Source organism: Neobacillus vireti (assembly GCF_001026695.1).
GTDB classification, from domain to species: Bacteria; Bacillota; Bacilli; order Bacillales; family Cytobacillaceae; genus Neobacillus; species Neobacillus vireti.
Genome location: NZ_LDNB01000007.1, coordinates 295,191 through 318,389 on the forward strand (window position 1 = coordinate 295,191; position 23,199 = coordinate 318,389).

20 protein-coding genes and 1 other RNA gene are annotated in these 23,199 nt (G+C 42.0%); 19 read left to right on the forward strand and 2 right to left on the reverse strand.

Annotated elements, in window-relative coordinates:
* Positions 1-14 precede the first annotated feature (14 nt).
* The 3 genes from rnr (at position 15) to ssrA (ending at position 3,437) form a co-directional block, all read left to right on the forward strand.
* Complete coding sequence (gene rnr, locus AA980_RS08550) at positions 15-2,390, forward strand: ribonuclease R (protein ID WP_024030775.1); 2,376 nt, start codon at positions 15-17, stop codon at positions 2,388-2,390.
* Positions 2,391-2,482: 92 nt separating this feature from the next.
* Positions 2,483-2,950 carry an SsrA-binding protein SmpB gene (smpB, locus tag AA980_RS08555; protein WP_024030774.1) on the forward strand — a complete coding sequence of 156 codons (468 nt, stop codon included), beginning with the start codon at positions 2,483-2,485 and terminating at the stop codon, positions 2,948-2,950.
* Positions 2,951-3,102: 152 nt separating this feature from the next.
* Positions 3,103-3,437: a transfer-messenger RNA gene (gene ssrA, locus AA980_RS26240) on the forward strand.
* A 502-nt stretch (positions 3,438-3,939) separates the two neighbouring features.
* On the opposite strand, the gene AA980_RS08560 is transcribed toward ssrA, so the two are convergent.
* Positions 3,940-4,584 carry a spore coat protein gene (locus tag AA980_RS08560; protein ID WP_034725075.1) on the reverse strand — a complete coding sequence of 215 codons (645 nt, stop codon included), beginning with the start codon at positions 4,582-4,584 and terminating at the stop codon, positions 3,940-3,942.
* A 399-nt stretch (positions 4,585-4,983) separates the two neighbouring features.
* Between AA980_RS08560 and AA980_RS08565 the strand changes: the two genes are divergently transcribed.
* From AA980_RS08565 to AA980_RS08595, 7 genes are all read left to right on the forward strand, one after another.
* A complete protein-coding gene (locus AA980_RS08565) occupies positions 4,984-6,231 on the forward strand; it encodes an MFS transporter (protein ID WP_024030772.1) in 1,248 nt (415 codons plus the stop codon).
* Between the two features lie 239 nt (positions 6,232-6,470).
* The gene (locus AA980_RS08570) at positions 6,471-7,082 is read left to right on the forward strand and encodes an undecaprenyl-diphosphatase (protein ID WP_024030771.1); all 612 of its coding nucleotides are present in this window, start codon (positions 6,471-6,473) and stop codon (positions 7,080-7,082) included.
* A gap of 593 nt (positions 7,083-7,675) precedes the next feature.
* Positions 7,676-8,686, forward strand: a complete 1,011-nt coding sequence (locus AA980_RS25750) for a polysaccharide deacetylase family protein (RefSeq protein ID WP_024029077.1) — start codon at positions 7,676-7,678, stop codon at positions 8,684-8,686.
* Between the two features lie 94 nt (positions 8,687-8,780).
* Positions 8,781-9,782: an AI-2E family transporter gene (locus AA980_RS08580; protein ID WP_034724314.1), complete on the forward strand. Its 1,002-nt coding sequence runs from the start codon at positions 8,781-8,783 to the stop codon at positions 9,780-9,782.
* A gap of 87 nt (positions 9,783-9,869) precedes the next feature.
* On the forward strand, positions 9,870-10,103 hold the full coding sequence (locus tag AA980_RS08585) for a hypothetical protein (RefSeq protein WP_024029079.1): 234 nt from the start codon (positions 9,870-9,872) through the stop codon (positions 10,101-10,103).
* 131 nt (positions 10,104-10,234) lie between these two features.
* On the forward strand, positions 10,235-11,206 hold the full coding sequence (locus AA980_RS08590) for a cation diffusion facilitator family transporter (RefSeq protein ID WP_024029080.1): 972 nt from the start codon (positions 10,235-10,237) through the stop codon (positions 11,204-11,206).
* Between the two features lie 76 nt (positions 11,207-11,282).
* Positions 11,283-12,281, forward strand: coding sequence for a DUF3231 family protein (locus AA980_RS08595; protein ID WP_024029081.1), 999 nt, complete (start codon positions 11,283-11,285; stop codon positions 12,279-12,281).
* 26 nt (positions 12,282-12,307) lie between these two features.
* On the opposite strand, the gene AA980_RS08600 is transcribed toward AA980_RS08595, so the two are convergent.
* Positions 12,308-12,820, reverse strand: a complete 513-nt coding sequence (locus AA980_RS08600) for an acyl-CoA thioesterase (protein WP_024029082.1) — start codon at positions 12,818-12,820, stop codon at positions 12,308-12,310.
* 260 nt (positions 12,821-13,080) lie between these two features.
* Between AA980_RS08600 and AA980_RS08605 the strand changes: the two genes are divergently transcribed.
* From AA980_RS08605 to AA980_RS08645, 9 genes are all read left to right on the forward strand, one after another.
* A complete protein-coding gene (locus AA980_RS08605) occupies positions 13,081-14,148 on the forward strand; it encodes a serine hydrolase domain-containing protein (protein ID WP_152681117.1) in 1,068 nt (355 codons plus the stop codon).
* A gap of 62 nt (positions 14,149-14,210) precedes the next feature.
* Complete coding sequence (gene nadE / locus AA980_RS08610) at positions 14,211-15,026, forward strand: ammonia-dependent NAD(+) synthetase (RefSeq protein ID WP_024029084.1); 816 nt, start codon at positions 14,211-14,213, stop codon at positions 15,024-15,026.
* A gap of 240 nt (positions 15,027-15,266) precedes the next feature.
* Positions 15,267-16,091 (forward strand): amino acid ABC transporter substrate-binding protein, encoded by an 825-nt coding sequence (locus AA980_RS08615; RefSeq protein ID WP_024029085.1) that lies wholly within the window; start codon positions 15,267-15,269, stop codon positions 16,089-16,091.
* Positions 16,078-16,773, forward strand: a complete 696-nt coding sequence (locus AA980_RS08620; protein ID WP_024029086.1) for an amino acid ABC transporter permease — start codon at positions 16,078-16,080, stop codon at positions 16,771-16,773. The genes AA980_RS08615 and AA980_RS08620 overlap by 14 nt, the downstream gene beginning before the upstream one ends.
* Before the next feature lie 105 nt (positions 16,774-16,878).
* A complete protein-coding gene (locus AA980_RS08625) occupies positions 16,879-17,613 on the forward strand; it encodes an amino acid ABC transporter ATP-binding protein (protein ID WP_024029087.1) in 735 nt (244 codons plus the stop codon).
* Positions 17,614-17,899: 286 nt separating this feature from the next.
* Entirely contained in the window at positions 17,900-18,445 is a 546-nt protein-coding gene (locus tag AA980_RS08630; protein ID WP_024029088.1) for an NfeD family protein, read from the forward strand.
* Between the two features lie 19 nt (positions 18,446-18,464).
* Positions 18,465-19,985 carry a flotillin family protein gene (locus tag AA980_RS08635; protein WP_024029089.1) on the forward strand — a complete coding sequence of 507 codons (1,521 nt, stop codon included), beginning with the start codon at positions 18,465-18,467 and terminating at the stop codon, positions 19,983-19,985.
* A 553-nt stretch (positions 19,986-20,538) separates the two neighbouring features.
* The gene (locus AA980_RS08640) at positions 20,539-21,249 is read left to right on the forward strand and encodes a response regulator transcription factor (protein WP_024029090.1); all 711 of its coding nucleotides are present in this window, start codon (positions 20,539-20,541) and stop codon (positions 21,247-21,249) included.
* The gene (locus AA980_RS08645; RefSeq protein ID WP_024029091.1) at positions 21,227-22,594 is read left to right on the forward strand and encodes a HAMP domain-containing sensor histidine kinase; all 1,368 of its coding nucleotides are present in this window, start codon (positions 21,227-21,229) and stop codon (positions 22,592-22,594) included. Before AA980_RS08640 ends, AA980_RS08645 begins: the two co-directional genes overlap by 23 nt.
* Positions 22,595-23,199: the final 605 nt, after the last annotated feature.

Here is a 23,199-nt window from a genome sequence, read left to right on the forward strand (position 1 = left end):
AAGGAGGGATTCGCTTGGAAGATAACATTCAACAACATATTGACAAGCTATTGCAATATATGAGAGACGAGGCATATAAGCCATTAACTGTCCAAGAACTAGAAGAGGCATTTGGCATTCAGGACTCTAGTGACTTTAAGGAGTTTGTTAAAGCCCTTGTCCAAATGGAAGAAAAGGGATTAGTCGTAAGAACCCGCAGTAACCGATACGGCCTGCCGCAAAAAATGAATTTAATCAGAGGAAAGCTAATCGGTCATGCAAAAGGGTTCGCGTTTGTCGTACCGGAAGAGCCCGGTATGGATGATATTTTTATTCCGCCAAATGAAACCAACACGGCGATGCACGGTGACACCGTGTTAGCGCGTGTTTCATCAGAAACCTCAGGATCTCGCCGTGAAGGAAGCATTATCCGCATTATTGAACGAGGCATACAGCAAATCGTAGGGACGTATGTGGAAAGCAAAAGTTTTGGTTTTGTGATTCCCGATGATAAAAAATTCGCCAGCGATGTGTTTATTCCCAAAAGCGCTTCAAAAGGGGCAGTGGAAGGGCATAAAGTTGTTGTTAAGCTCGTCACCTATCCCGAGGGGCGAAAGAGCGCCGAGGGCGAAGTCATCACTATACTCGGTCACAAAAACGATCCAGGTGTGGATATCCTGTCTGTCATACATAAGCATGGCCTGCCAATGGCTTTTCCTGATGAGGTATTAAAGCAGGCAAATGAGGTGCCTGACACCATAGATGAAAGCGAACTAGTCAATCGCCGCGATCTTCGGAATGAAACGATTGTTACGATTGACGGTGCGGACGCCAAGGACCTTGATGATGCAGTAACGGTAACAAGGCTTGAGAACGGCAACTTCAAGCTTGGTGTTCATATCGCCGATGTCAGCTATTATGTAAAAGAAGGTACGCCAATCGACCTCGAGGCAGAGGAGCGGGCAACAAGTGTTTATTTAGTCGACCGCGTGATTCCAATGATCCCGCACCGGCTATCGAACGGGATCTGTTCGTTAAATCCAAAAGTGGACCGGCTGACGCTTTCCTGTAATATGGAAATCACACCGGAAGGCGCAGTTGTTTCCCATGAAATTTTTCAAAGTGTGATTAAGACAACTGAGCGGATGACCTATCATGATGTGAATCGAATTCTTGTTGATCAAGATGAGGAAACACGGGCGCGATACGAACCGCTTGTACCGATGTTTGAAATGATGGAAGAATTGGCTGCCATTCTCCGCCATAAACGAATGAAGCGTGGAGCGATTGACTTCGATTTCAAAGAATCAAAGGTTCTTGTCGATGAAGATGGAAAACCGACCGATGTTATCCTGCGTGAGCGTTCGGTGGCGGAGAAGCTAATCGAAGAATTTATGCTTGCTGCCAACGAGACAGTTGCAGAACATTTCCACTGGCTGGATGTTCCATTTATTTACCGCATTCACGAGGATCCAAAGGAAGATAAACTGCGCCGCTTTTTCGAGTTTATTACCAACTTTGGTTACATTGTAAAAGGCACAGCTAATGACGTCCATCCTCGGGCCCTTCAGGAGATCATTGAAGAGGTTCAAGGCAAGCCGGAGGAAATGGTTGTTTCAAAGGTCATGCTGCGTTCGATGCAGCAAGCAAAATATGATCCGGAAAGTCTTGGCCACTTCGGCTTATCGACGGAGTTCTATACCCATTTCACTTCGCCAATTCGCCGTTATCCGGACACCATCGTTCACCGTTTGATTCGGACATATTTGGTTGAAGGAAAGCTGGATGAGACAACGCGGGAAAAATGGAATGCCCGCCTGCCTGAAATTGCAGACCATTCTTCCAAAATGGAGCGCCGGTCCGTGGATGCGGAACGGGAAACAGATGATTTGAAGAAAGCGGAGTACATGGAGGACAAGGTTGGTGAGGAGTATGATGGAATTATCAGCTCAGTAACCAATTTTGGAATGTTTGTCGAGCTGCCAAATACAATTGAAGGGCTTGTTCATGTCAGCTATATGACCGATGATTACTATCGCTATGATGAGCGCCATCTCGCTATGATTGGCGAGCGGACTGGGAATGTATTCCGAATTGGCGATGAAATTACCATTCGGGTCGTTAAAGTCAATAAAGAAGAGCGTGCGATTGATTTTGAAATTGTCGGTATGAAGGGAACTCCTCACAGAGAACGTTCCGCGACGCCAAAGGTTTTCAAAACGGGTAGTGATACCCACAAGCCTCGCCGCAATAAACAGGGAGATCGTAATCAAAACGGTAAACAAGGTAGAAATAAAGGCGGTAGCCAGAACGCAGAAAAAGAAGGCAGTCAAGGTAAAAAACCGAAGAAGAAACGCAAATTTTACGAAAATGTTCCTAAGTCAAAAAGTATAAAGCGGAAAAATAAATAATTATTAAGAGAGAGCCTTTTTTGCGAGGCTCTCTTTCAATTGTATCAGCTCATTTTTTTTGCTAAAATAAAGCCATAGATGAGGTGAAACATATGCCAAAAGGTGTAGGAAAAGTAGTTGCGCAAAACAAAAAAGCCTATCATGACTATTTTATCGAAGAAACGTACGAAGCAGGTATCGTTCTTCAGGGGACAGAAATTAAGTCCATTCGCGCCGGAAAAGTGAATCTCAAGGATGCCTATGCGCGGATTCAAAACGGGGAAGCGATTCTTTTCGGGATGCACGTCAGCCCATATGAGCAGGGAAACATTTTTAATCACGATCCATTGAGAACGCGTAAGCTTTTGCTCCATAAACGGGAGATCAATAAGCTGCTAGGGGAAACGAAAGAAGCAGGTTATGCGCTTGTGCCCTTAAAACTTTATTTAAAAAATGGTTTCTGTAAGGTTTTAGTTGGTCTAGCAAAGGGTAAGAAAAACTATGATAAGCGTGAAGCCTTAAAGCAAAAAGAAGCAAAGCGTGAAATCGAACGTGCCTTCCGCGACCGTCAGAAGATGTAAGGTGCCATAAAAAACAACTTACAAATACTTACAATTGAAATTTCCTGACAATGTGTTATAATAAGTTTGTCGCAGTGATAAGCGGCAGAAACTTTTGCTCAAGACATTGTTGAGCATCCTAACGTCTAGTTTCATTTTTATAATGGGGACGCTACGGATTCGACAGGGGTAGTTTGAGCTTAGGTTGCGAGTCGAGGGGATCGGCCTCGTTAAAACGTCAAAGCCATAACTGGCAAAACTAACAACAACCTCGCTTTCGCAGCTTAATACTGCATAGCGGTTCCTCCCTCCATTGCCCATGTGGTAGGGTAAGGGACTCACTCTAAGTGGGCTACGCCGGATTCCACCGCCTGAGGATGAAGGAAGAGAACAACCAGGCTAGCTGACCGGACGCCGGTCGATAGGCAGAAGGCTCAGTGAAACACCAATATATCGACTACACTCGTAGATGCTTAAGTGGCGATATCTTTGGACGCGGGTTCGATTAGTAATTAGTCGCCTTATGTGGTAACACATAAGTGAAAATTCGGCTTTATCGGTGAAACCTAAGTCACTTTTAAAAAGTGATAAGGCAATGCCGAGCGGTATGTGGAGCAATCCAACAGCCGTGTATCGACTTATAGGCTGCCATATTGAAATGGTAGTACTAGGATGCGAAATCCTGCCTAAAAGGCAAATATACATTTTGCATAATACGCCGAGAGGCCTGTTAAATCAGGTCTAAGATATAGTCAGTGCCATGACGAAAGCATGGAAACGCACGTCCCGCCGTCTCCACCATACATAGGTGGATAACAAGGCTAGCAGAGATGCTAGTCTTTTTTATATCTTAAAAAAGGTATCTTCAAAAGCTATTTTCTTTTGAAGTAATCCTTGGTTATATATTCCGTTCCTTGGTGTTACATTCTAATTAATTTTAATCAATAATCCAAAAAAATCTACCCTATCATCAGATTAGGGTAGATTTTCCTTTTAATGGGAATTCCGAATTAATGTGTCGTATTCATATTATTATTCGGCATTTGCTGCATCCCCTGTGCAGGTGCATACGCATTAAGCAGCTGCTGCATATCCTGTTGAGCAAGCTGCGGCACCTGATAGTAATGATGTTTATTTTGATAAATCGAGAGCTCGTAAGCCATTTCAATGCAATTTGGCACAGAATCGGCAAGCACGCGCCGTACGACAGGGTTAGTCACCTCACAGGCAGCCATTGCTTTCATGGATGCGCCTGATTTGACAGAACCAAGCATCATGCCTGAAACGCAAGCATCGGTAAGTTCTGTTGGAGATTGCACCGGTTTTTTTGGCTGGGTTGGGGTTAAACCATAGATAAAGTCATTCCCCTGGGTCATTTTATAGCTTTGTGTCGGTTTTGAAGGGTTCTGTCCCGACTTGAAACATTCCACCGTAATGTTGTATTCCTCTTGCATAAATTGGTATTGGCGATCGAGAATATCCAGCAGTTCTGGGTCTTTTACGTGCTGGCGCAGCAGCATGTACGAATCCATCGTGCCAATGGCTCCTGAAAGAACTTCATGTACATCAAATACTTCATGACCGCCATGGTTCATTTGCGGCGGCACAGTCCCTGTATGCATATTTTGGTGCGTTTGTCCCTGTTGATTTTGCATCATCAAATATCTCCTCCTAACGGAATTGAACAACCATAGTTATTATGTTTCAGAAAACGGGAGTTATTCAACGACTGCCTAATGAATTGTTTGTTTTAAAAAGAAATACCATTTCAATAATGACTAATTAGGAGACCCCGGCAAAAAAGGATTAATACTTGATTTAATGCCCGGAATCATTTAGAATAAACCTTACAAAAAACGGAAGGGTGACCTTGGAACGATGATCTTATAATCCTATTTCTCATGAAAAAAATATAATCTTTTTTCTGGATAGGATTAGTCTGTACTTTTATACAAGTCGATAAGATCATAGTGTCCCCTCACGCCGGGATATTTTGCCGCTTTGGAATTGTATTGTGCCGCCTCCTGCCAGAAATTTACGTAGGAGGTTTTTATATGGAAAATAACTTAACCCAACCCGCACCATCGGGTGGTTTATTTCGCAACAGAGTCTTTCTTGCGATTATTATGTCGGGCTTGTTTTTACAGATAGGTATTTGGGTCCGAAACTTTGCCGTTCTCCTGTTTGTCATGGAGCAGACCAACGGCGATGCCTTTGCAGTCTCAATGATTTCGGTGGCTGAATTCGCGCCAATCTTTATTTTTTCCTTTATCGGCGGGACCTTTGCCGACCGCTGGGCACCGAAAAAGACAATGGTCTGGTGTGATATTTTGAGTGCAGTGTCCATTTTTGTCGTGCTCATTACACTTATTTTCGGAACATGGAAAGTCGTGTTTTTTGCGACGTTAATCTCAGCGATCCTCTCACAATTCTCCCAGCCTTCAGGGATGAAATTGTTTAAGATGCACTTGTCAGCAGATCAAGTGCAACAGGCGATGTCCGTCTATCAAACTGTCTTTGCTTTATTTATGGTACTTGGCCCGATTATTGGAACATCCATCTTTCAATCGTTTGGCATTGATATCTCAATCGCTGTTACCGGCACGGCTTTCTTGCTTTCAGCCGCAGCTCTTGCCTTCCTGCCGAAGGACCGTCCATTAGAAGAAGTGGGTGAATCCACATTACTGCAGGAAATGAAAAGTGGAGTTAAGTATGTTTTAGGGAAAAAAGAATTAAGTCTTTTAGGACTATGCTTTATGGCTGCAGGCCTGGGAATTGGCTTCATTAATCCGTTATCGATTTTCCTTGTCACCGAACAGTTAAACCTTCCAAAGGAAAACCTTCAGTGGCTGTTTATGGTCAATGGTGTCGGGATGATTATTGGCGGAGCAGCAGCGATGATTTTTGCAAAAAATGTCCCGCCGCAACGGCTGCTTGTTTTTGGAATGCTCGTTAATGGCATCGGAATCGCTGTTATGGGCTGGTCAACAAACCTCTCGATTACATTGATTGCCGAGTTTTGTAACGGTCTGATGATGCCATGTATTCAAATCGGGATCAATACTCTGATCTTACAAAAAACAGAAGAGGCCTTTATCGGCCGCGTCAACGGTATCTTAAGCCCGCTGTTCGCCGGATCAATGGTGATAACAATGAGTGTCGCTGGTATTCTAAAGGAGCATTTTTCATTGGTAGCCACGTTTGAAACATCCGCCTTCTTGTTTCTCATCGGTTTGCTCTTCATTTTGCCAATATATAATCAGAAACAGCAAGCTAAACCGGAAATCCTCGGTTCTAAATAACAAAGCAGAGAATCTTACTTCTCTGCTTTTTCCTCATCCGCGATTTTTCTTTTGGAAATACAACTAAGGGCTTAGTTTAAAAATTAGTCATCTAGTCCATTTTTTATTGAGCTCTAATCGAGTATAGTGTAATTTTAAGAAAAAATTAAGAAATGGTTAAGGACTATTTAAAGCTAATTAAACGATAATAGTACAGGGCACCTAGAAAATAGTAATGAATCAGGAGTGAAACATAAATTATGTCTATTTCGCAATTAAATGTTGATGTTTTTCGAGCAATTAATGATATAGGGAAAGAACATGCCTCGCTAAACCCAATCGCTATTTTCATGGCTGATTACATGATCATTGTTTTAGCATTAGGTATGCTAGTTTATTGGTTTACACGAATCAATAAAAATAGAATGATGGTAATCCAAGGCGGAGTTGCTTTTGTGCTCGCCGAAGTCCTGGGGAAAATTGCCGGAACTATGTATTATCATAACCAGCCATTTGCTGAGCTGCCACATGTAAACCAGCTTATTGCCCACGTGGTCGACAATGCGTTTCCGAGTGACCATTCGATTTTGTTTTTCTCTGTCTGTTTTTCATTTTGGCTCGTTCGAAAAAAAGATGGGTGGCTATGGCTTGTGTTTGCTTGCTTCGTAGGAGTCTCCCGGATTTGGGTCGGCGTTCACTATCCCGGCGATGTGGTAACCGGTGCTCTTATTGGAATCGTTGCCGCTCTTGCTGCCTACTGGATAGTTCCAAAGCTTGGCTTTGTAAAAACGGTCCTTACGAAATATGAAAAAATAGAGCAATCGCTATTGCCGGTAAAAGCCAAGGCTGACGGCAAATCGAAAAATTTTTAAAAAAGAAGGCTGTGTTAAAGCACATTGTTGATTTTGAGCACAATGTTGATTGGACGTGGATACTGCGGGAGCAGCGGGACAGATGAGACCCCGCAGGCATTCGCCGAGGAGGCTCACCGCCCGCCCCGCGAACCGCTCGCGCCTGGAACGGAAATCAACATTCACTTTAAATACAGCCAAGAAAAACCTCTTTGAACCTAAATTCAAAGAGGTTTTGTCGTTTTCCCCCATAATGATATGTAGTCAAGAACTGACCTCCTAAATAAAACAAAACCCAACCTGATTAGTAAAATCTTGTTCAGTGATATGTATTCCGATATTGTCCAAAACTTGCCTATCTGTTTTTTAAAAATTTTAATTTAAAAATACCCCATTATTCCCAAATTTCGGTTATTATGGTTATTAGAGATATTTATTATGAAGTGATTAAATTGTGTAGTTTAGGGAAAATAAGACAGTATCAGCTATATTTCTACTATTCTCACTATATTTTTAATAGTATTGTAATATTTTTAATAGATTAGTAACAAATCGGGCGGGATATCGTCTATAATGAAGAAAGAAAAATAAAACCATCAAAGAGGGATAGAACCATGGGGAAACTAAAGAGCGGTTGGACAAAAGGGACAATCATTGTCGTTATTGCAATTGGGTTCTTGTTTGCAGGGATATTTGTGAGCAATTATTTTCAGGCAAAAGCTACAAGCGGACCTAGTAATCACCAAAAAAATAACCCTATTAATCGTGCAATAGCAAAGGGTCCAACACCAGAAACAATCATCAGGGATTCTGCGGATGCAAGACTTGAAATAGAACGGATGCGAAAACTGCAAGATCAAGCGATAAAATGGAGGAACAAGCAAGATCATGTGCCAGATACTACGACTAAAGATAATACTGCGGAGCAGCCTTCCACAAACGAAACAGGTACTACTCAGCCACCAGTAAAGGAATCCGATGCAGCAGAGCAAGGGGAAAATAGAACGGAGCAGCAAGGGAACAATAAGACGGTTTATTTAACATTTGATGATGGCCCGGCTCCATTTTCCGGTGATATCATCTCGCTTCTAGAAAAATATCATTTTAAAGCAACCTTCTTTATGCTTGACGGGAATATTCGCAGTTATCCAGATGCAGTAAAATTGATGGTTTCAAAGGGAGAGACGGTCGGTCTTCATAGCGTAACACATGATGTTAAGAAATTTTACGCTTCTGCAGATTCAGTTATCGCTGAACTAACCCAGAACCGCAACACATTGAAAGAAATTTCCGGTGTCGATTCGTATATCATGAGAACGCCGTATGGCAGTGTTCCGAAAATGACGGCTGAATATCGAAAAGCAGTAGATGATAATGGGTATATTATGTGGGATTGGAATATTGACAGCAGGGATTGGGATTATAAGGATGCACGGTATGTCACCAGTGTCATTAACCAATTAGAGAAAATGACACACCATGATGGTCCCATTGTGATTCTTTTACACGAAAGAAAAGAAACACTTGCCCATTTGCCTGCACTTTTCGACTATTTAAGTAAAAATGGCTATGAAGGTAAAGCAATCGACAGCTCGATGACCCCTTACCAATTTAAGGTGAGATAACGGTTCAAATAAGACAAAATAACTACTGATTTGCTATAATAAAAATAGGTAACACTGGGTTCATAGTAAAAAAAATGGGGTTCGATAATTGCCTATGATAAATAAACTTTTGCAGAGCAGCGGTTTCAAACGAATTTCAATATTTATTGTCATTGCAGTCATTATTTATGCGATGAGAAGCATGATTAATTTGATTTTGTTAACATTTATTTTTGCGTTTTTAATGGATCGGCTCGTTCAATTCATTGGCAGTAAAATTCCGCTTAACCGTAAGTTGATTGTTATCATTTCGTATGCCTGTATTGTTGGCTTGCTTTCCTACGGCTTAATCATGTATTTGCCGATGATTGCCGGTGAAATTACAGCGTTAATCAAGCAGCTGACAGCCTTTTACACGTCGAAGCATGATAATTTTGTTCTAAATTATATCGTGAAACGAATTGAAGAAGTCAAAATTTCCAGCTACTTAGAACAGGGTGTTACGTTCTTATTAAAGTATTTTACCGATATTAGTAAAATTACCTTACAAGTTCTCTTAGCGCTTTTGTTAAGTTTATTCTTCTTACTGGAAAAGCCGCGGTTAATTGAATTTACAAAGAAATTTAGAACGAGCAAAATTGCCTCGATTTACGTTGAAGTTGAGTTTTTTGCAAGCAAATTCGTAAGAACGTTTGGAAAAGTAATAGAAGCGCAATTAATCATTGCTCTTGTAAACTGTATTCTAACAACCATTTCCTTATGGCTGCTCCATTTTCCGCAGCTGGGCGGCTTGTCGATAATGGTTTTCCTGTTGGGGCTTATTCCTGTTGCCGGTGTGATAATATCATTAATTCCGCTCGTTATTATCGCTTATAGCATCGGCGGTTTGATGAAAGTTCTATATGTCGGCATCGCGATTGCAATTATCCATGGAATCGAGGCCTATATTTTGAACCCAAATCTAATGAGCTCCAAGACAAATTTGCCTGTCTTCTATACGTTCATCGTGTTAATATTCTCTGAGCATTTCTTTGGTGTCTGGGGACTGATTGTCGGGATTCCGGTATTTGTTTTCCTATTGGACGTCTTAGAAGTAACAGAAACTAAAAAGGTTTAACAAAAAGGTCCTCGATTATTCTTGGGCTTTTTTCTTTGGGTTGATTTCTGTTATGCTAAAGCTATTACAGAGCCAGGAGGAATAACCATGAGCGAATGCAAGCTGAATCATACACATGAAGATGTAAAGAGTAAATACGAATCACAGGCGGCTTTTTTACCGGAAGAAATGAAGCCATTATTTGTACAATTTTTTGCAAAAGAACATACACAGGAAATCCTGAATGAAGTGTTCCATTTATTGAAAAAATATGATTTAGCATCAGAGGATGAAAAAAATGAACGAACAAACCGTTTAAACATGGTACTGGAAAACTTATAAACAAAACTGACTCCCACGGCTGGGGGTCTTCTTTATTTTTGCCAATACTTGTCTTCGCTTTTTGTTTATGAAATATCTTTTTTTAGAAAATAGTAAGGATAAGTCATTTTAGGAACAGAAAAGAGGATTCGATGGGAGAAATATTTCAACTTTTAAAACGCGGCAATAAATCAGCGATGCTAGCTGCGATTATTAATACGGTCATCTCGATTATTAAAGGTGCCGCCTATATGTTTACTGGCAATGTTGCAATGTTTGCGGAAACTATGCACAGCCTCGGTGATGCTGCGAACCAGTTCTTTGTGTTCGTTGGTTCAGCCTTAAGTAAAAAGGCGCCGACGGAAAAATTCCCAAATGGGTTTGGCCGCTTAGTAAACCTCGTTCTTTTAGGTGCTGTGTTAATCGTGGGCATTATGGCGTTTGAAACGATTCGCGAAGGCTGGCATCACGTCATTCATCCAACGAAGTCAGCCGGTTTTATCATCAATATTATTGTTTTAGGGGTTTCCACTATACTTGAAACCTTTGTCCTTTTTAAAGCGATGAGAGAAATCCTTCATGATCTTGAAATTGAAGCAAGCGGCACGAATGTGTTTGTAAAAACCTTTGCCAATTTAGGAAGAGCGAAACCAGCACCCAAGCTTGTGTTCATGGAAGACCTTGTTGCGACATTGGGCGGTCTGCTGGCAATTATTGCCGTGGTCCTATCTTATTTTACAAAGTTCCATCAGCTAGAAGGAATCGCCTCGATAATAATAGGGGGAATGATGTTTTTCGTCGTTGGCAAAGTCTTTTTAGATAATGCTGCCGGAGTGATTGGGCAGGCTGATGAAGAAATGGAAGACAAAATCGGAGCATTGGTCATGGCGGATCCAGATGTTATGGATATCCAAGATATTACCGTGATTAAAGAGGGCGAGGACCTCCACGTTGAATTGGAAATTGAGGTAGATCCGAAATTAACGGTGGCTGCAGCAGACGATATTAAAGATCGGTTAGAAGAAAAAATCCTAGCTGAAAAAGGCGTTGTTGATGTCACAATTGAGATTGATGAAGAAGATGGAGTGATGACGTGGCAGAAACGCAATGATGCAGACGAATGATGTCCTGGTTTCGTGAATAATCCAGCTGACTGCTTGGGACTCTATTCGTAAAGCACTATTTTAGGAGGACTCCAAAATGACTGAACACAGCATAAGATTATCTAGTTCAGAAATTGGCGGATTGTGGGCTGTCTATCTCCAAGAGAATATGGCTGTTTGTTTATTAACCTATTTTCTTCATCACAATCAAGATGAACAAATCAAGAAAATTTTACAGCAAGCCTTTGAGATATCTGATGGTCATGTCCAGTGGATCACCCGTATTTTTACTGAGGAGGGTATTCCAATCCCCGATGGATTTTCCGAAAAAGACGTTAATTTGTCGGCACCGAGATTATTTTATGATATGTATGGCTTGAGTTTTGTTTATGCAATGAATCGAATGAGCATGATTAACACGAGCTTTATTACGGTGAATACGGCTCGGAAAGATGTGATGGATTTTTTTGTGGCGATGGTCCAGCAATCGTCGATATTATATCAGCAAGCAACAACCTTAATGCTTGAGAAGGGAATCTATGACCGTCCACCGATGATTCCTTATCCAAATCAAGTGGAATATATTGAAAGTAAATCTTATGTGAGTGGATTTGGGAAAAAAAGACCGGTCAATGCGGCAGAAATTACCGAAATCTTTTTTAATACCGAGCGGAATTATTTTTCTATTTTACTTTGTATGGGATTGCTGCAGGTAGTCAAAGATAAAGAAATTCATGAATATATCCAGGAAGGAAAGGAAATTTCTGAGAAACAAATTAGAACCTTTAATGACATTCTAATGAGAGAGGAATTATTAGGGAATATCAGTGTAAGTATGGAAGTAACGGATTCAACGGTTTCGCCATTTTCAGACCGGCTTGTTGTTACGCTTTTCCACTCATTGAATGCGATTGATGTCACGATGATTGGACATGCCTTGTCACTCTCACTGCGAACGGATCTAGCGGCTTATTATGAAAAGTACATTTTGGAAATTTTACTTTACTCCGCAAAGGGTTTTAAGATAATGGTTAATCGCGGCTGGATGCAAAAACCGCCCCATGCACCTGATCGAGGCAAACTACAAAAAATCTAGGTTCGCGATTACTCGCGAACCTTTAATTATTCCCAAGGCTTCTTAGTTGTGAAATAGTTCGCAAGTTCTCTACTGTTTTTTCGGTGGAGTTTCCGTTTTTCGGCCCGTTCGTGTCCAGTTTCGTAGAGCTTTTTTTCTTCCTCTGTCTCAGGAATAATTTTTGGGACCGCAGTCGGTTTCCCGTTGTCATCAAGGGCAACGAAGGTCAAGAAGGCGGTAGCAGCAATTTTTCGGTCACCCGTTTTTAGGTTTTCTGCAATGATCTTGACAAAGACCTCGATAGAGGACGTGCCTGTCCATGTAACGAAAGACTCGAAACAAACAGAGTCCATTGGTGTAATCGGGCTAAGAAAGTCAACTGAATCAGTCGATGCGGTGACACACTCCTTTCGTGAGTGCCTTGTCGCCGAAATCGAGGCAAGCATATCGGCATCACTCATCAGCTTCCCTCCGAACAGCGTATTATGATTATTGACATCATTAGGAAAAATCCTGCTGGTTCTCACTACTCTTGATTCATTACATGTTTTAGCTTCCATCATATTCCCTCCAGATTATCTTTTTGAAAGGTTGTGTTAAAGAACATTCTCTTTTAACAGAGCCTTTTGAAAAATAACTAAACAGTCACAGTGTGTAATCTCCATTGTAGATAACAACTATTTTTACCACAAGGAGATTTTGTACTCGAAAATTTTCCATATTACATAAAAAAAGAGTAACTCACTGTTTATTCATCCATAATAAACGCAAGAATGATTAAATGGAATAGAGGAAGATGTGATTAGACGTGAAATGGAAAATGATTGTATGGTTTATCTCTCTTAGCATCGGGACTGTAGGATTCTTAAAAAATCCATATTTACTAAAGCCGAAACATAATGTTTCCGCCCATTTTGAAACGAAACAGAATGAAACAAACCTGCAGCGAAAGCTAAGAAACTATCTAATTGCAAACCACTTAAATGGCAGTTTCGCTATTGTAAAAGAAAATCAAATCATTTTCCAAGAGGGAGCAGGGTTTGCAAATGTTCAGCAGAAAATCGTAAACCAGCCGGCGACTGCCCATCCGATTGCATCAATTACGAAGTTAATCGTCGCCGCCAGTATTATGCAGCTTGAGGATAAACAGAAATTATCAATACAAGATGCGGTGGCAGCTTATATTCCTGACTTTCCAAATGGGAAGAAGATAAAAATCATCCATTTATTAAACCATACATCCGGAATCGATACTCCCCGCTGGCAGCCCGGTAATCCGAAGCCGGCAGAAATAGTGAAGAAAATAGCTTCCAAACAGATTCGATTTCCAGCAGGGACACAGTGGGATTATAATGATATCAATTATTTGGTCCTCGGGCATATTGTCGAAAAAGTATCGGGGCTGCCGCTCCATGAATATATCCGAAAGAATATCTTTACCAAGGCTTCGATGCGCCATTCAGGTTTTATTACCGAGGAGCAAGCGGCCGCCCATTATTCAACAGGCTATCTTAAACTTGGAACTCAATTGATCCCGGCCAAGCCCCTTAAGACCAATGTCCTTTTTGGCTGTGGCGATATTTATTCCACGGTCCTTGATTTATGCCTTTTCGATGAGGCGTTAATGAATGGAACGCTTGTTTCTAAACAGAGTTTAACAAAAATGCTGACAGCGGGACCAAAATCGAAGTATGGTTTAGGTCTCTATGTGACAAATGATAAAGTGTTTAGCCGAGGTGTCGTAGGCGGCTGGGAATCGCTGCATGTTTATTTTAAAAATAAAACCGCGCTGGCAATCCTCCTGAATGTTCGTGACAGTAAGATTGACATCCATCAGGTATCAAACGATCTATATAAAATCATCAATAACGTTCCTAGTAAATTTTAGTGAATGACCGGGGATTGTGGTACAGTACATATATAAATGAATTTAGCTAGGGGGCTCAAGCAATGCGTTTGCAAGCAAAGATTATCAAGGAGTTACATGTCACCGCGAACATTAATCCGAAAGAGGAAATTCGTAAACGGGTAGACTTTTTGAAAAAATATTTATTGAAAACGAAAGCAAAAGGATATGTGTTAGGAATCAGCGGCGGTCAGGATTCCACACTTGCCGGACGGCTGGCGCAGCTTGCTGTCGAAGAGCTGCGGAGCGAAGGTGCGGAAGCTTTATTTATTGCAGTCCGCCTTCCTTATGGAGTCCAGCAGGATGAAGAAGATGCCAAACGTGCATTGGCGTTTATCCATGCTGACCGTGAACTGATTTTTAATGTTAAGGCGGCTGTTGATGAAGTGCAAAAAGAATATGACACCGAGGCCGGCCATCTTAGCGATTATCAAAAAGGCAATGTTAAGGCGAGAATGAGAATGATTGCCCAGTACGCCGTCGGCGGCATGGAAGGACTCCTTGTCATCGGTACAGACCATGCTGCAGAAGCAGTCAGCGGATTTTATACAAAGTATGGTGACGGCGGGGCGGATGTCCTGCCCTTAACAGGCCTGACCAAACGCCAGGGAAAAGCCCTGCTAATCGAGCTTGGCGCCGAAGAAAGCCTCTATTTAAAGGTGCCGACAGCAGACTTGCTCGATCAAAAGCCCGGTCAGGCTGATGAAACCGAACTAGGCATCAGCTATGATGAACTGGACGATTACCTTGAAGGAAAGCCGGTGTCACATGCGGCCGCCGAGAAAATTGAAAAGCGTTATATTGTCACCGAACATAAACGTCAGCTTCCGGCCAACATGTTTGATGACTGGTGGAAATAAGCTTGAAACGAGAGATTGCTATACATGGCAGTCTCTTTTTTGTGGTCATATACAAATTATAGCTTCATTTACGTTTGCAATTTAGCTTTCACCTGTTATCACCAATCCTGATAGGTTTTTATTTTTTCAATAGGGGTAAAATAATATTGAATCTTGAGGTTATTTTCTTTGACAGGAATTTAGGGATGTAATAAGATGATTAAATCCGAGAAAAACAATCAGAATTGAGGAGTTTGAAAAATGAAAAAATTATCCGTTCTTTTTGCACTATTATTAAGCTTTATGTTCATTTTGTCAGCATGTGGCACAAGCGGTGACAAAGCGACTAACGATAACAAGAAAACAGGGACTAATCAGTCTGCAGATTTATTGAAAAAAGTAAAATCAGATGGAAAGATCTTAATTGGAACAGAAGGTACATATGCTCCATTTACTTTCCATGATTCATCTGGAAAACTGACGGGCTTTGATGTCGAGGTTGCGGAGGAAGTGGCTAAGCGTTTAGGAGTGAAAGCAGATTTCAAGGAAACGCAATGGGATTCCTTATTTGCCGGCCTTGATGCCAAGCGTTTCGATATGATTGCCAACCAGGTGGGAATTCGCCCGGACCGTCAAGAAAAATATGATTTCTCTGATCCCTATATCAGTTCAGCGGGTGTCCTTATCGCTCATAAGGATAATGATAAAGTGAAAGCATTTGAAGACATTAAAGGATTAAAGGCAGCTCAATCACTAACTAGTAACTATGCAGATCTGGCAAAGAAATATGGCGCTAATCTTGTCGGTGTAGACGGCTTTACCCAAGCTGTTGATTTGATCACTTCGAAGCGTGTCGATGTACACATCAACGATAAGATTGCCTTTTTAGATTTTAAAAAGCAAAAGCCTGACGCACCGGTAAAAGTTGTTGCTACGGAAGCTGATGCTTCACACAGTGGCTTTATGTTTAGAAAAAATAATCAGACTCTTGTCGATGCAGTAAACAAAGCTTTAAAAGACATGATTGATGATGGCACGTATAAAAAAATCTCTGAGAAATGGTTTGGTGAAGATGTACTTAAATAGTATTTTTGCTGACCCGGAAAGAACAGCAAGATTAGTTGATATTGCCAAAACCTCCCTCTGGCCGCTGCTGGAGGGTGCTATTATGAACACGATTCCCTTAACAATTATTTCATTTATTATTGGCTTGATTTTAGCTGTTCTAACAGCGCTCGCCAGGATTTCACATGTGAAGTTCCTTCAAATCATTGCGAGAATCTATGTTTCAGCTATCCGGGGAACGCCCTTATTGGTGCAGTTATTTATCATTTTTTATGGGCTTCCGAATATCGGGGTAACCATCGATCCATTTATTTCTGCCGTTATTGGTTTTTCCTTAAGTGTAGGAGCGTATGCCTCGGAAATAATTAGGGCTGCGATTCTTTCAATTCCAAAAGGACAGTGGGAAGCGGGCTATTCGATTGGAATGTCATATACCCAGGCGTTAAAACGAATCATCTTGCCGCAGGCAGCGCGAGTATCCCTACCGCCATTATCAAATTCGTTTATTAGTCTTGTAAAAGATACTTCACTCGCATCCGTTGTCCTAGTTACCGAGATGTTCCGCCGTGCCCAGGAAATTACTGCGGCAAACTATGAATTCTTATTAGTCTATTCCGAAGCCGCACTTATTTATTGGGTGATATGCTTCTTCCTTTCGGTGCTACAAGGGTTTATGGAAAGAAGATTGGATCGGTATGTGTGATTTAAAGTTTAGAAGACAGGTGTTAGAGGTGGGACCGGAGGGACTCCGCGAATTGCTGCTTTTTTCTGTACCAGCCATTTTAACCTTTTACAGGGGAGTTTTACGATGATTTCAATTAAAGGTTTATATAAGCAGTTTGGTCAATTAGAGGTTTTGAAAGGAATTAACCTAGAGGTCAAAAAAGGCCAGGTCATTGTTGTCATCGGTCCTTCCGGATCTGGAAAGACGACAATGCTCCGTTGTTTAAATGTGCTCGAAACACCGACAAAAGGGGCCATTTCCATTGAAGGACAAAGCCTTGATTTTTCGAAGTCGGTTCCGAAAAAGTCTGTCGCATCCTTTCGCCGCTTAACAGGAATGGTTTTTCAAAACTATAATCTTTTCCCTCATAAAACAGCACTTGAGAATGTGATGGAGGGTCCTGTGATTGTGAAAGGTGAGGATAAAACGACAGTAAGAAAAAAGGCGCAGGCACTGCTTGAAAAAGTAGGTCTTGGCGACAAAATCGATTACTATCCTGCCCAGCTTTCAGGAGGTCAGCAGCAGCGTGTCGGCATTGCCCGCGCATTGGCAATGGAACCGGAGGTCATGCTGTTTGACGAGCCAACTTCCGCCCTCGACCCCGAGCTGGTAGGCGAAGTATTAAAAGTAATGAAGGATCTCGCCTTGGAAGGAATGACCATGATCGTCGTCACCCATGAAATGCGCTTTGCCCGTGAGGCTGCCGACGAAGTCATTTTCATGGACGGCGGCGTCATCGTCGAACGAAACAAGCCTGAAGAAATTTTCACCACCCCAAAAGAAGAACGAACAAGAAAGTTTTTGAATATGATACAGTAAGGTGTTATAGCCAGGTGCTATGGCACTTTTTTTATGTCAAGTGACTCAGCATTCACAGGGATACAGCCTTGTGCGAAATGTGTCGAAAGTTGTTAGGTTCTTTAGTTGGAAGATAATGATAAAATATATGTGAATAATGAAACTTTTTCTTTTTTCATCCGTATTACCCAATATACATATCACAAAGGAAAGGGAAGGGGAAGATGCTATATGCTTAAATTTTTCTGAAATTGTAGTCCCTGCTTTCCTTTGGTGTTGTTCCAAATACAAAAAGGGAGTGATGTAAATGGAGCCTTTTAGCATTCCTTTAGAGACAATTTATTTGTATGGTTTAATTATTGCAGGTATTTTAACGGTTTTATATGTACTGTTTGCCGATGTGTTTCATTTTCATGGCACTGGGGACGGAGGGCTGCATTTCCTTAACCCCGTACTGATCTTTGCCTTCGTGACCATCATGTCTGCAAGCGGCTACTTGTTTGAAAAGCTATCATCACTACATTATTTACTCATTTTAGGTATCTCAGCTGTTGCCGCCTTCATTGTGGTAACCTTACTAAATGTCTTTGTGCTCGTACCATTGTCTTCCGCGGAGGAATCGCTTGTCTATAAAGAATCGGATCTACAAGGCCGAATCGGGACAGTCATTACCTCAATCCCAGCGGATGGCTATGGTGAAGTGATAATTGAAAGTACGAGTGGAAGAATTGCCAAACCAGCTGTAAGCTTTGATGGTGACCAAATTCCTAACGGCACAAGCGTGCTTGTTGTCCAGGTCAAGGATGGCGTGCTCCAGGTTACGGTTCACCATCAATTAGAAAGTTATATATAGATAAAGGGGGAATAGAAAAATGGATTTCAACGTTATTTGGGTCATTGTCGGGATTGTCGTACTTATTTTCATAGCTTTAATAGGTGTATTTATTACAAAGTACAGAACAGCCGGACCAGATGAGGCACTAATTGTGACTGGTAGTTTTCTGGGGAACGGGAGTGTCCACGTGGACGAGGCCGGAAATAAAATCAAAATTATTCGTGGCGGCGGGAGCTTTATTTTACCAGTATTCCAACAAGCCAAACCGCTTAGCTTGCTTTCAAGTAAGCTTGAAGTAACTACACCTGAAGTTTATACCGAACAAGGTGTACCGGTGATGGCCGATGGTGTCGCGATTATTAAAATCGGCGGATCGATTAGCGAGATTGCCACAGCAGCTGAACAATTTCTCGGTAAGCCAAAGGAAGATCGCGAAAATGAAGCAAGGGAAGTACTTGAGGGTCACCTCAGATCCATTCTTGGCTCGATGACAGTCGAAGAAATTTATAAAAACCGTGATAAATTTTCTCAAGAGGTCCAACGCGTTGCCTCTCAGGATCTTGCAAAAATGGGCTTAGTAATTGTATCGTTTACGATTAAAGATGTCCGTGACAAAAATGGCTACCTTGATTCACTTGGTAAACCGCGGATTGCTCAAGTAAAACGTGATGCCGATATTGCGACAGCTGAGGCGGAAAAAGAAACACGGATTAAAAAAGCAGAAGCTTCTAAGGAAGCAAAGCGTAATGAATTAGAACGGTCAACGGAAATCGCAGAAGCGGAGAAAGTCAATCAGTTGAAAGTCGCTGAATTCCGCCGTGAACAGGATATTGCCAAAGCGAGAGCTGACCAGGCCTATGATCTTGAAACAGCAAGATCAAAACAGGATGTAATGGAACAGGAAATGCAAATCAAGATTATCGAAAGACAAAAACAAATTGAGTTGGAAGAAAAAGAAATTCTTCGCCGTGAGCGCCAATACGACTCTGAAGTGAAGAAAAAGGCCGATGCTGACCGTTATTCCGTTGAGCAGTCTGCGGAAGCGAACAAGGCAAGGGAAATTGCGGAAGCGGAAGCCAATAAATACCGAATCGAAGCCATGGCAAAGGCAGAAGCCGAGCGGATTCGCCTTGACGGTCTTGCAAAAGCAGAAGCACAAAAAGCACAGGGGTCAACAGAGGCCGAGATTATCCGCCTAAAAGGTTTGGCAGAAGCGGAAGCGAAAGAAAAAATCGCCGAAGCGTTCGAGCAATTCGGTCAAGCTGCGATTCTCGACATGGTCGTCAAAATGCTTCCTGAATATGCGAAACAAGTGGCAGCCCCATTATCCAATATTGATAAAATCACCGTTGTCGATACTGGCGGCGGTACTGGTGAAAATGGCGGCGCCAATAAAATCACAAGCTATGCAACCAACTTAATGGCAAGCCTGCAAGAGTCATTAAAGGCATCAAGTGGTATTGATGTTAAAGAACTCATTGAGAATTACTCAGGAAAAGGCAATGTAAAGCGAAGCATAGAGGAATTGGCTGAAGAGGTTAAGAAGAAAGACGAATAAACAGAAAAAATCCTTATCGAATCTGATAAGGATTTTTTTCGGTACAAAATACCAATGGTGCCTGACACCCAAACAGGATTTTTTAAAAATAAACACTCTGTTAATGCTCAGTGTTAATTTTACACCCAGTTGATTGGAGTGGAGGGCGCTTGACTCCTGCGGGATAGACGGGTCACTGGAGAACCCCGCAGGCGCGGATGCGCCGAGGAGGCTCCAGGACTCGCCCGCGGAAAGCAAGCGCCCGGAACGGAAATCAACTGGCTAGTTTAAAAGAGCAAAAAATTTGGCGCCCCAGCGATTGGGACGCCCTTACTATTTTTAAAAAAGAGAGGTTAAATTTGGGATGAGTAAGATGGCCGATAACCATGTACTGCATCAAAGAGCAGATAACCAAAACTTAGGTTGGGGTCCTTTCGGTATCGACTCTTTCCTAACTACAATTACATTTTAACGAGAAAGATTGAAGATGTTATGAAGAAGTTGTGGTGAATTTGTGAAGTTACAAACATCACAGACCCAGGATGATATAGTAAAGATATGGGGAGTGATAATAATGAAAATATTATTAGTTGACGATGAACGTAGAATCATAGAAGTTCTCGAAGCTTACCTAGAAAGAGAAGGTTATGAAATTCATAGTGCTGATAATGGAATTGATGCCTTGAAAAAGGCGAAAACAATCGAACCTGATCTGATTATTTTAGATTTAATGCTGCCCGATATTTCCGGTGAAGAGGTTTGCCGGCTGGTGCGGAAAGACTCGGACGTTCCAATTCTAATGCTGACCGCTAAATCGGCCGAGGATGACCGCATCAATGGAATTGTCATGGGGGCCGACGACTATTTAACCAAACCATTCAGTCCAAGGGAAGTCGTCGTTCGCGTTCAAGCGATTTTAAGACGGGTGAAAAAGACGGAAAAGGTCGAACGGCTTGAATTTAACGGTAGAAAACTAGCCATTGATTTAATAAAAAAAGAAGTAACCATTTGTGGTAACTCCGTTATCTTGACGCCGATTGAATATAAACTGTTAACTAATATGGCAGTGAATCCCGGCCGCGTATACAGCCGGATGGACTTATTAGAAAAAATTCAGGATGAAGGCATGTATTATGAAGGCTACGAACGCAGTGTTGATACCCATATCAAAAACCTTCGGAAAAAAATTGAATCAGACTCAAGGCAGCCAGACTTTATCGTGACCGTTTTTGGGATGGGCTATAAATTTGGAGGGGTACTAGATGCTGCAAACGCTCCGGTCTAAAATCCTATTTTACTTAGTGCTCATCTCGATGATCGGGATTTTGATTGTCAGCTTTTTTATCCAATATGGCTTTGAAGAAAGCTTTAATAGCTATTTAGACCGCAATCGCGAAAAAAAGATTGATAGAATTATTACAGAAATTGAAAAGGATTATCAAAAAAACGGCCATTTTACAAGCGACCCGGTGTTTGGGTATTTCCATGAGCACGCGATGACCGATCAGCTCTATTTTCAATTGTATGATCGTTTCGGGCAAATCCAAATGGACTCCTCCAATATTCGCGGCATGTTAAATAGCCTAGGGTTAGCGGAACCGGCGCCGGTTGGAGAGGAGTGGCATTCCAAAACATATACACTAAAAGTCAATAATGCCATAATCGGAAAGCTCGTAGCCATCTACCCGAAAGGTTTAATTGACGACGAATATACCTTTATTCAAACAATTCAATTGTACATTTATGCAGCCGTGTGTTTGACGATTGTGCTCGCCATTATCTTTAGTATGCTTTTTTCAAAAAAATTAACTTCGGGTTTGAATAAGCTATCGTTTGCCGCGAGTGAACTCCGGCAGCATAACCTGGATATTCGGATTCCATTGTCAGGATTACCAACAGAGGTAAAACAAATTGCCGTTTCTTTCAATAATCTTGCCGAGTCACTTGCAAAGGAAGAAATGCTCAGAAAGCAATTTACCGGCGATCTCGCTCATGAACTACGGACACCGCTTGCGACGTTAAGAAGTCAAATCGAAGCCTATCAGGACGGAATTTGGGAGCCGACCCCAATGCGCCTGCAGACAAGTCATGAAGAGCTGATGCGCTTAGTAAGGCTAGTCAATGAATTAGAAAAACTGCTTGCAGCGGAGAATCCGCAAATTAGGCTCGAAAAAATCGAATTAGAAGCCGGCAGTGTGCTGGCAGCATTATGGGAAATCTTTATGCCGTTATTTAAGGAGAAGGGCGTTGGACTTCAGATTGAGGAACCGCTACGGGAGGAAATGTTTGAGGCGGACAAGGACCGCTTAATGCAAATCCTCTCAAACATCTTAAATAATGCGCTGAAATATACACCAGAGGGCAAAAATGTCACAATTTCGGTAGTGACGGAAAAGGAAGGTTATGTCGGCTTTAAGATTCAAGATGAAGGCTCGGGAATGAATGAGGACGATATCCCGCATATCTTTGAACGCTTCTACCGCGGCGATAAATCACGCGACCGCAAAACAGGCGGTGTCGGCATCGGACTCTCAATAGTAAAAGCGTTGATGGATGCCCATAAAGGGATCGTCAAGGTGAAAAGCAAGTTGAATAAGGGTACTAGCGTTACGTTGTGGTTTCCGCAATAGGATTAAAGCTTGCCCTATGCGGAAAAAGAAATAACGAGGATTTCACACTAAGGTCGCCATATAATTGAATGGCGACCAATTTGTTTATTAGAAGAAAAGTGGGGGCGTTGGGCATAAATTAACTTTTATGGTAAGCGGGGCGCTTTTTTTTCTTTATAGTGACCGAAGAGCCGCCTTTTTTCCTTTAACGGTAACAAATAATGTTTTTTGTGACCGGGAGCCGCTTTTTCACCTTGAACGGTAACAAATAAACTTTTGAGTGACCGAAGCGTTTTTCTCTGGTACTCTGCGTCCAACACAGTGCCCGCCGGCCCTAATTTTTCCACGGAACGGGCACTCTAAGTGGTTCACAGTGCCCGCCGGCCCCAATTTTTTCTTGAAACGGGCACTCTAGGTGGTTCACAGTGCCCGCCGGCCCTAATTTTTCCACGGAACGGGCACTCTAAGTGGTTCACAGTGCCCGCCGGCCCCAATTTTTTCTTGAAACGGGCACTCTAGGTGGTTCACAGTGCCCGCCGGCCCTAATTTTTCCACGGAACGGGCACTCTAAGTGGTTCACAGTGCCCGCCGGCCCCAATTTTTTCTTGAAACGGGCACTCTAGGTG

Coding starts and splice junctions, on each gene's coding strand:
- AA980_RS08560 (WP_034725075.1), bottom strand. CDS start 4,584: ATGCAAAATCAACAGGGACAAACGCACCAAAATATGCATACAGGGACT.
- AA980_RS08600 (WP_024029082.1), bottom strand. CDS start 12,820: ATGGAAGCTAAAACATGTAATGAATCAAGAGTAGTGAGAACCAGCAGG.
- AA980_RS08635 (WP_024029089.1), top strand. CDS start 18,465: ATGGATTTCAACGTTATTTGGGTCATTGTCGGGATTGTCGTACTTATT.
- AA980_RS08590 (WP_024029080.1), top strand. CDS start 10,235: ATGGGAGAAATATTTCAACTTTTAAAACGCGGCAATAAATCAGCGATG.
- AA980_RS08585 (WP_024029079.1), top strand. CDS start 9,870: ATGAGCGAATGCAAGCTGAATCATACACATGAAGATGTAAAGAGTAAA.
- AA980_RS08630 (WP_024029088.1), top strand. CDS start 17,900: ATGGAGCCTTTTAGCATTCCTTTAGAGACAATTTATTTGTATGGTTTA.
- AA980_RS08620 (WP_024029086.1), top strand. CDS start 16,078: ATGTACTTAAATAGTATTTTTGCTGACCCGGAAAGAACAGCAAGATTA.
- AA980_RS08615 (WP_024029085.1), top strand. CDS start 15,267: ATGAAAAAATTATCCGTTCTTTTTGCACTATTATTAAGCTTTATGTTC.
- nadE (WP_024029084.1), top strand. CDS start 14,211: ATGCGTTTGCAAGCAAAGATTATCAAGGAGTTACATGTCACCGCGAAC.
- AA980_RS08625 (WP_024029087.1), top strand. CDS start 16,879: ATGATTTCAATTAAAGGTTTATATAAGCAGTTTGGTCAATTAGAGGTT.
- AA980_RS25750 (WP_024029077.1), top strand. CDS start 7,676: ATGGGGAAACTAAAGAGCGGTTGGACAAAAGGGACAATCATTGTCGTT.
- AA980_RS08605 (WP_152681117.1), top strand. CDS start 13,081: ATGATTGTATGGTTTATCTCTCTTAGCATCGGGACTGTAGGATTCTTA.
- AA980_RS08570 (WP_024030771.1), top strand. CDS start 6,471: ATGTCTATTTCGCAATTAAATGTTGATGTTTTTCGAGCAATTAATGAT.
- AA980_RS08580 (WP_034724314.1), top strand. CDS start 8,781: ATGATAAATAAACTTTTGCAGAGCAGCGGTTTCAAACGAATTTCAATA.
- AA980_RS08595 (WP_024029081.1), top strand. CDS start 11,283: ATGACTGAACACAGCATAAGATTATCTAGTTCAGAAATTGGCGGATTG.
- AA980_RS08565 (WP_024030772.1), top strand. CDS start 4,984: ATGGAAAATAACTTAACCCAACCCGCACCATCGGGTGGTTTATTTCGC.
- AA980_RS08640 (WP_024029090.1), top strand. CDS start 20,539: ATGAAAATATTATTAGTTGACGATGAACGTAGAATCATAGAAGTTCTC.
- AA980_RS08645 (WP_024029091.1), top strand. CDS start 21,227: ATGCTGCAAACGCTCCGGTCTAAAATCCTATTTTACTTAGTGCTCATC.
- smpB (WP_024030774.1), top strand. CDS start 2,483: ATGCCAAAAGGTGTAGGAAAAGTAGTTGCGCAAAACAAAAAAGCCTAT.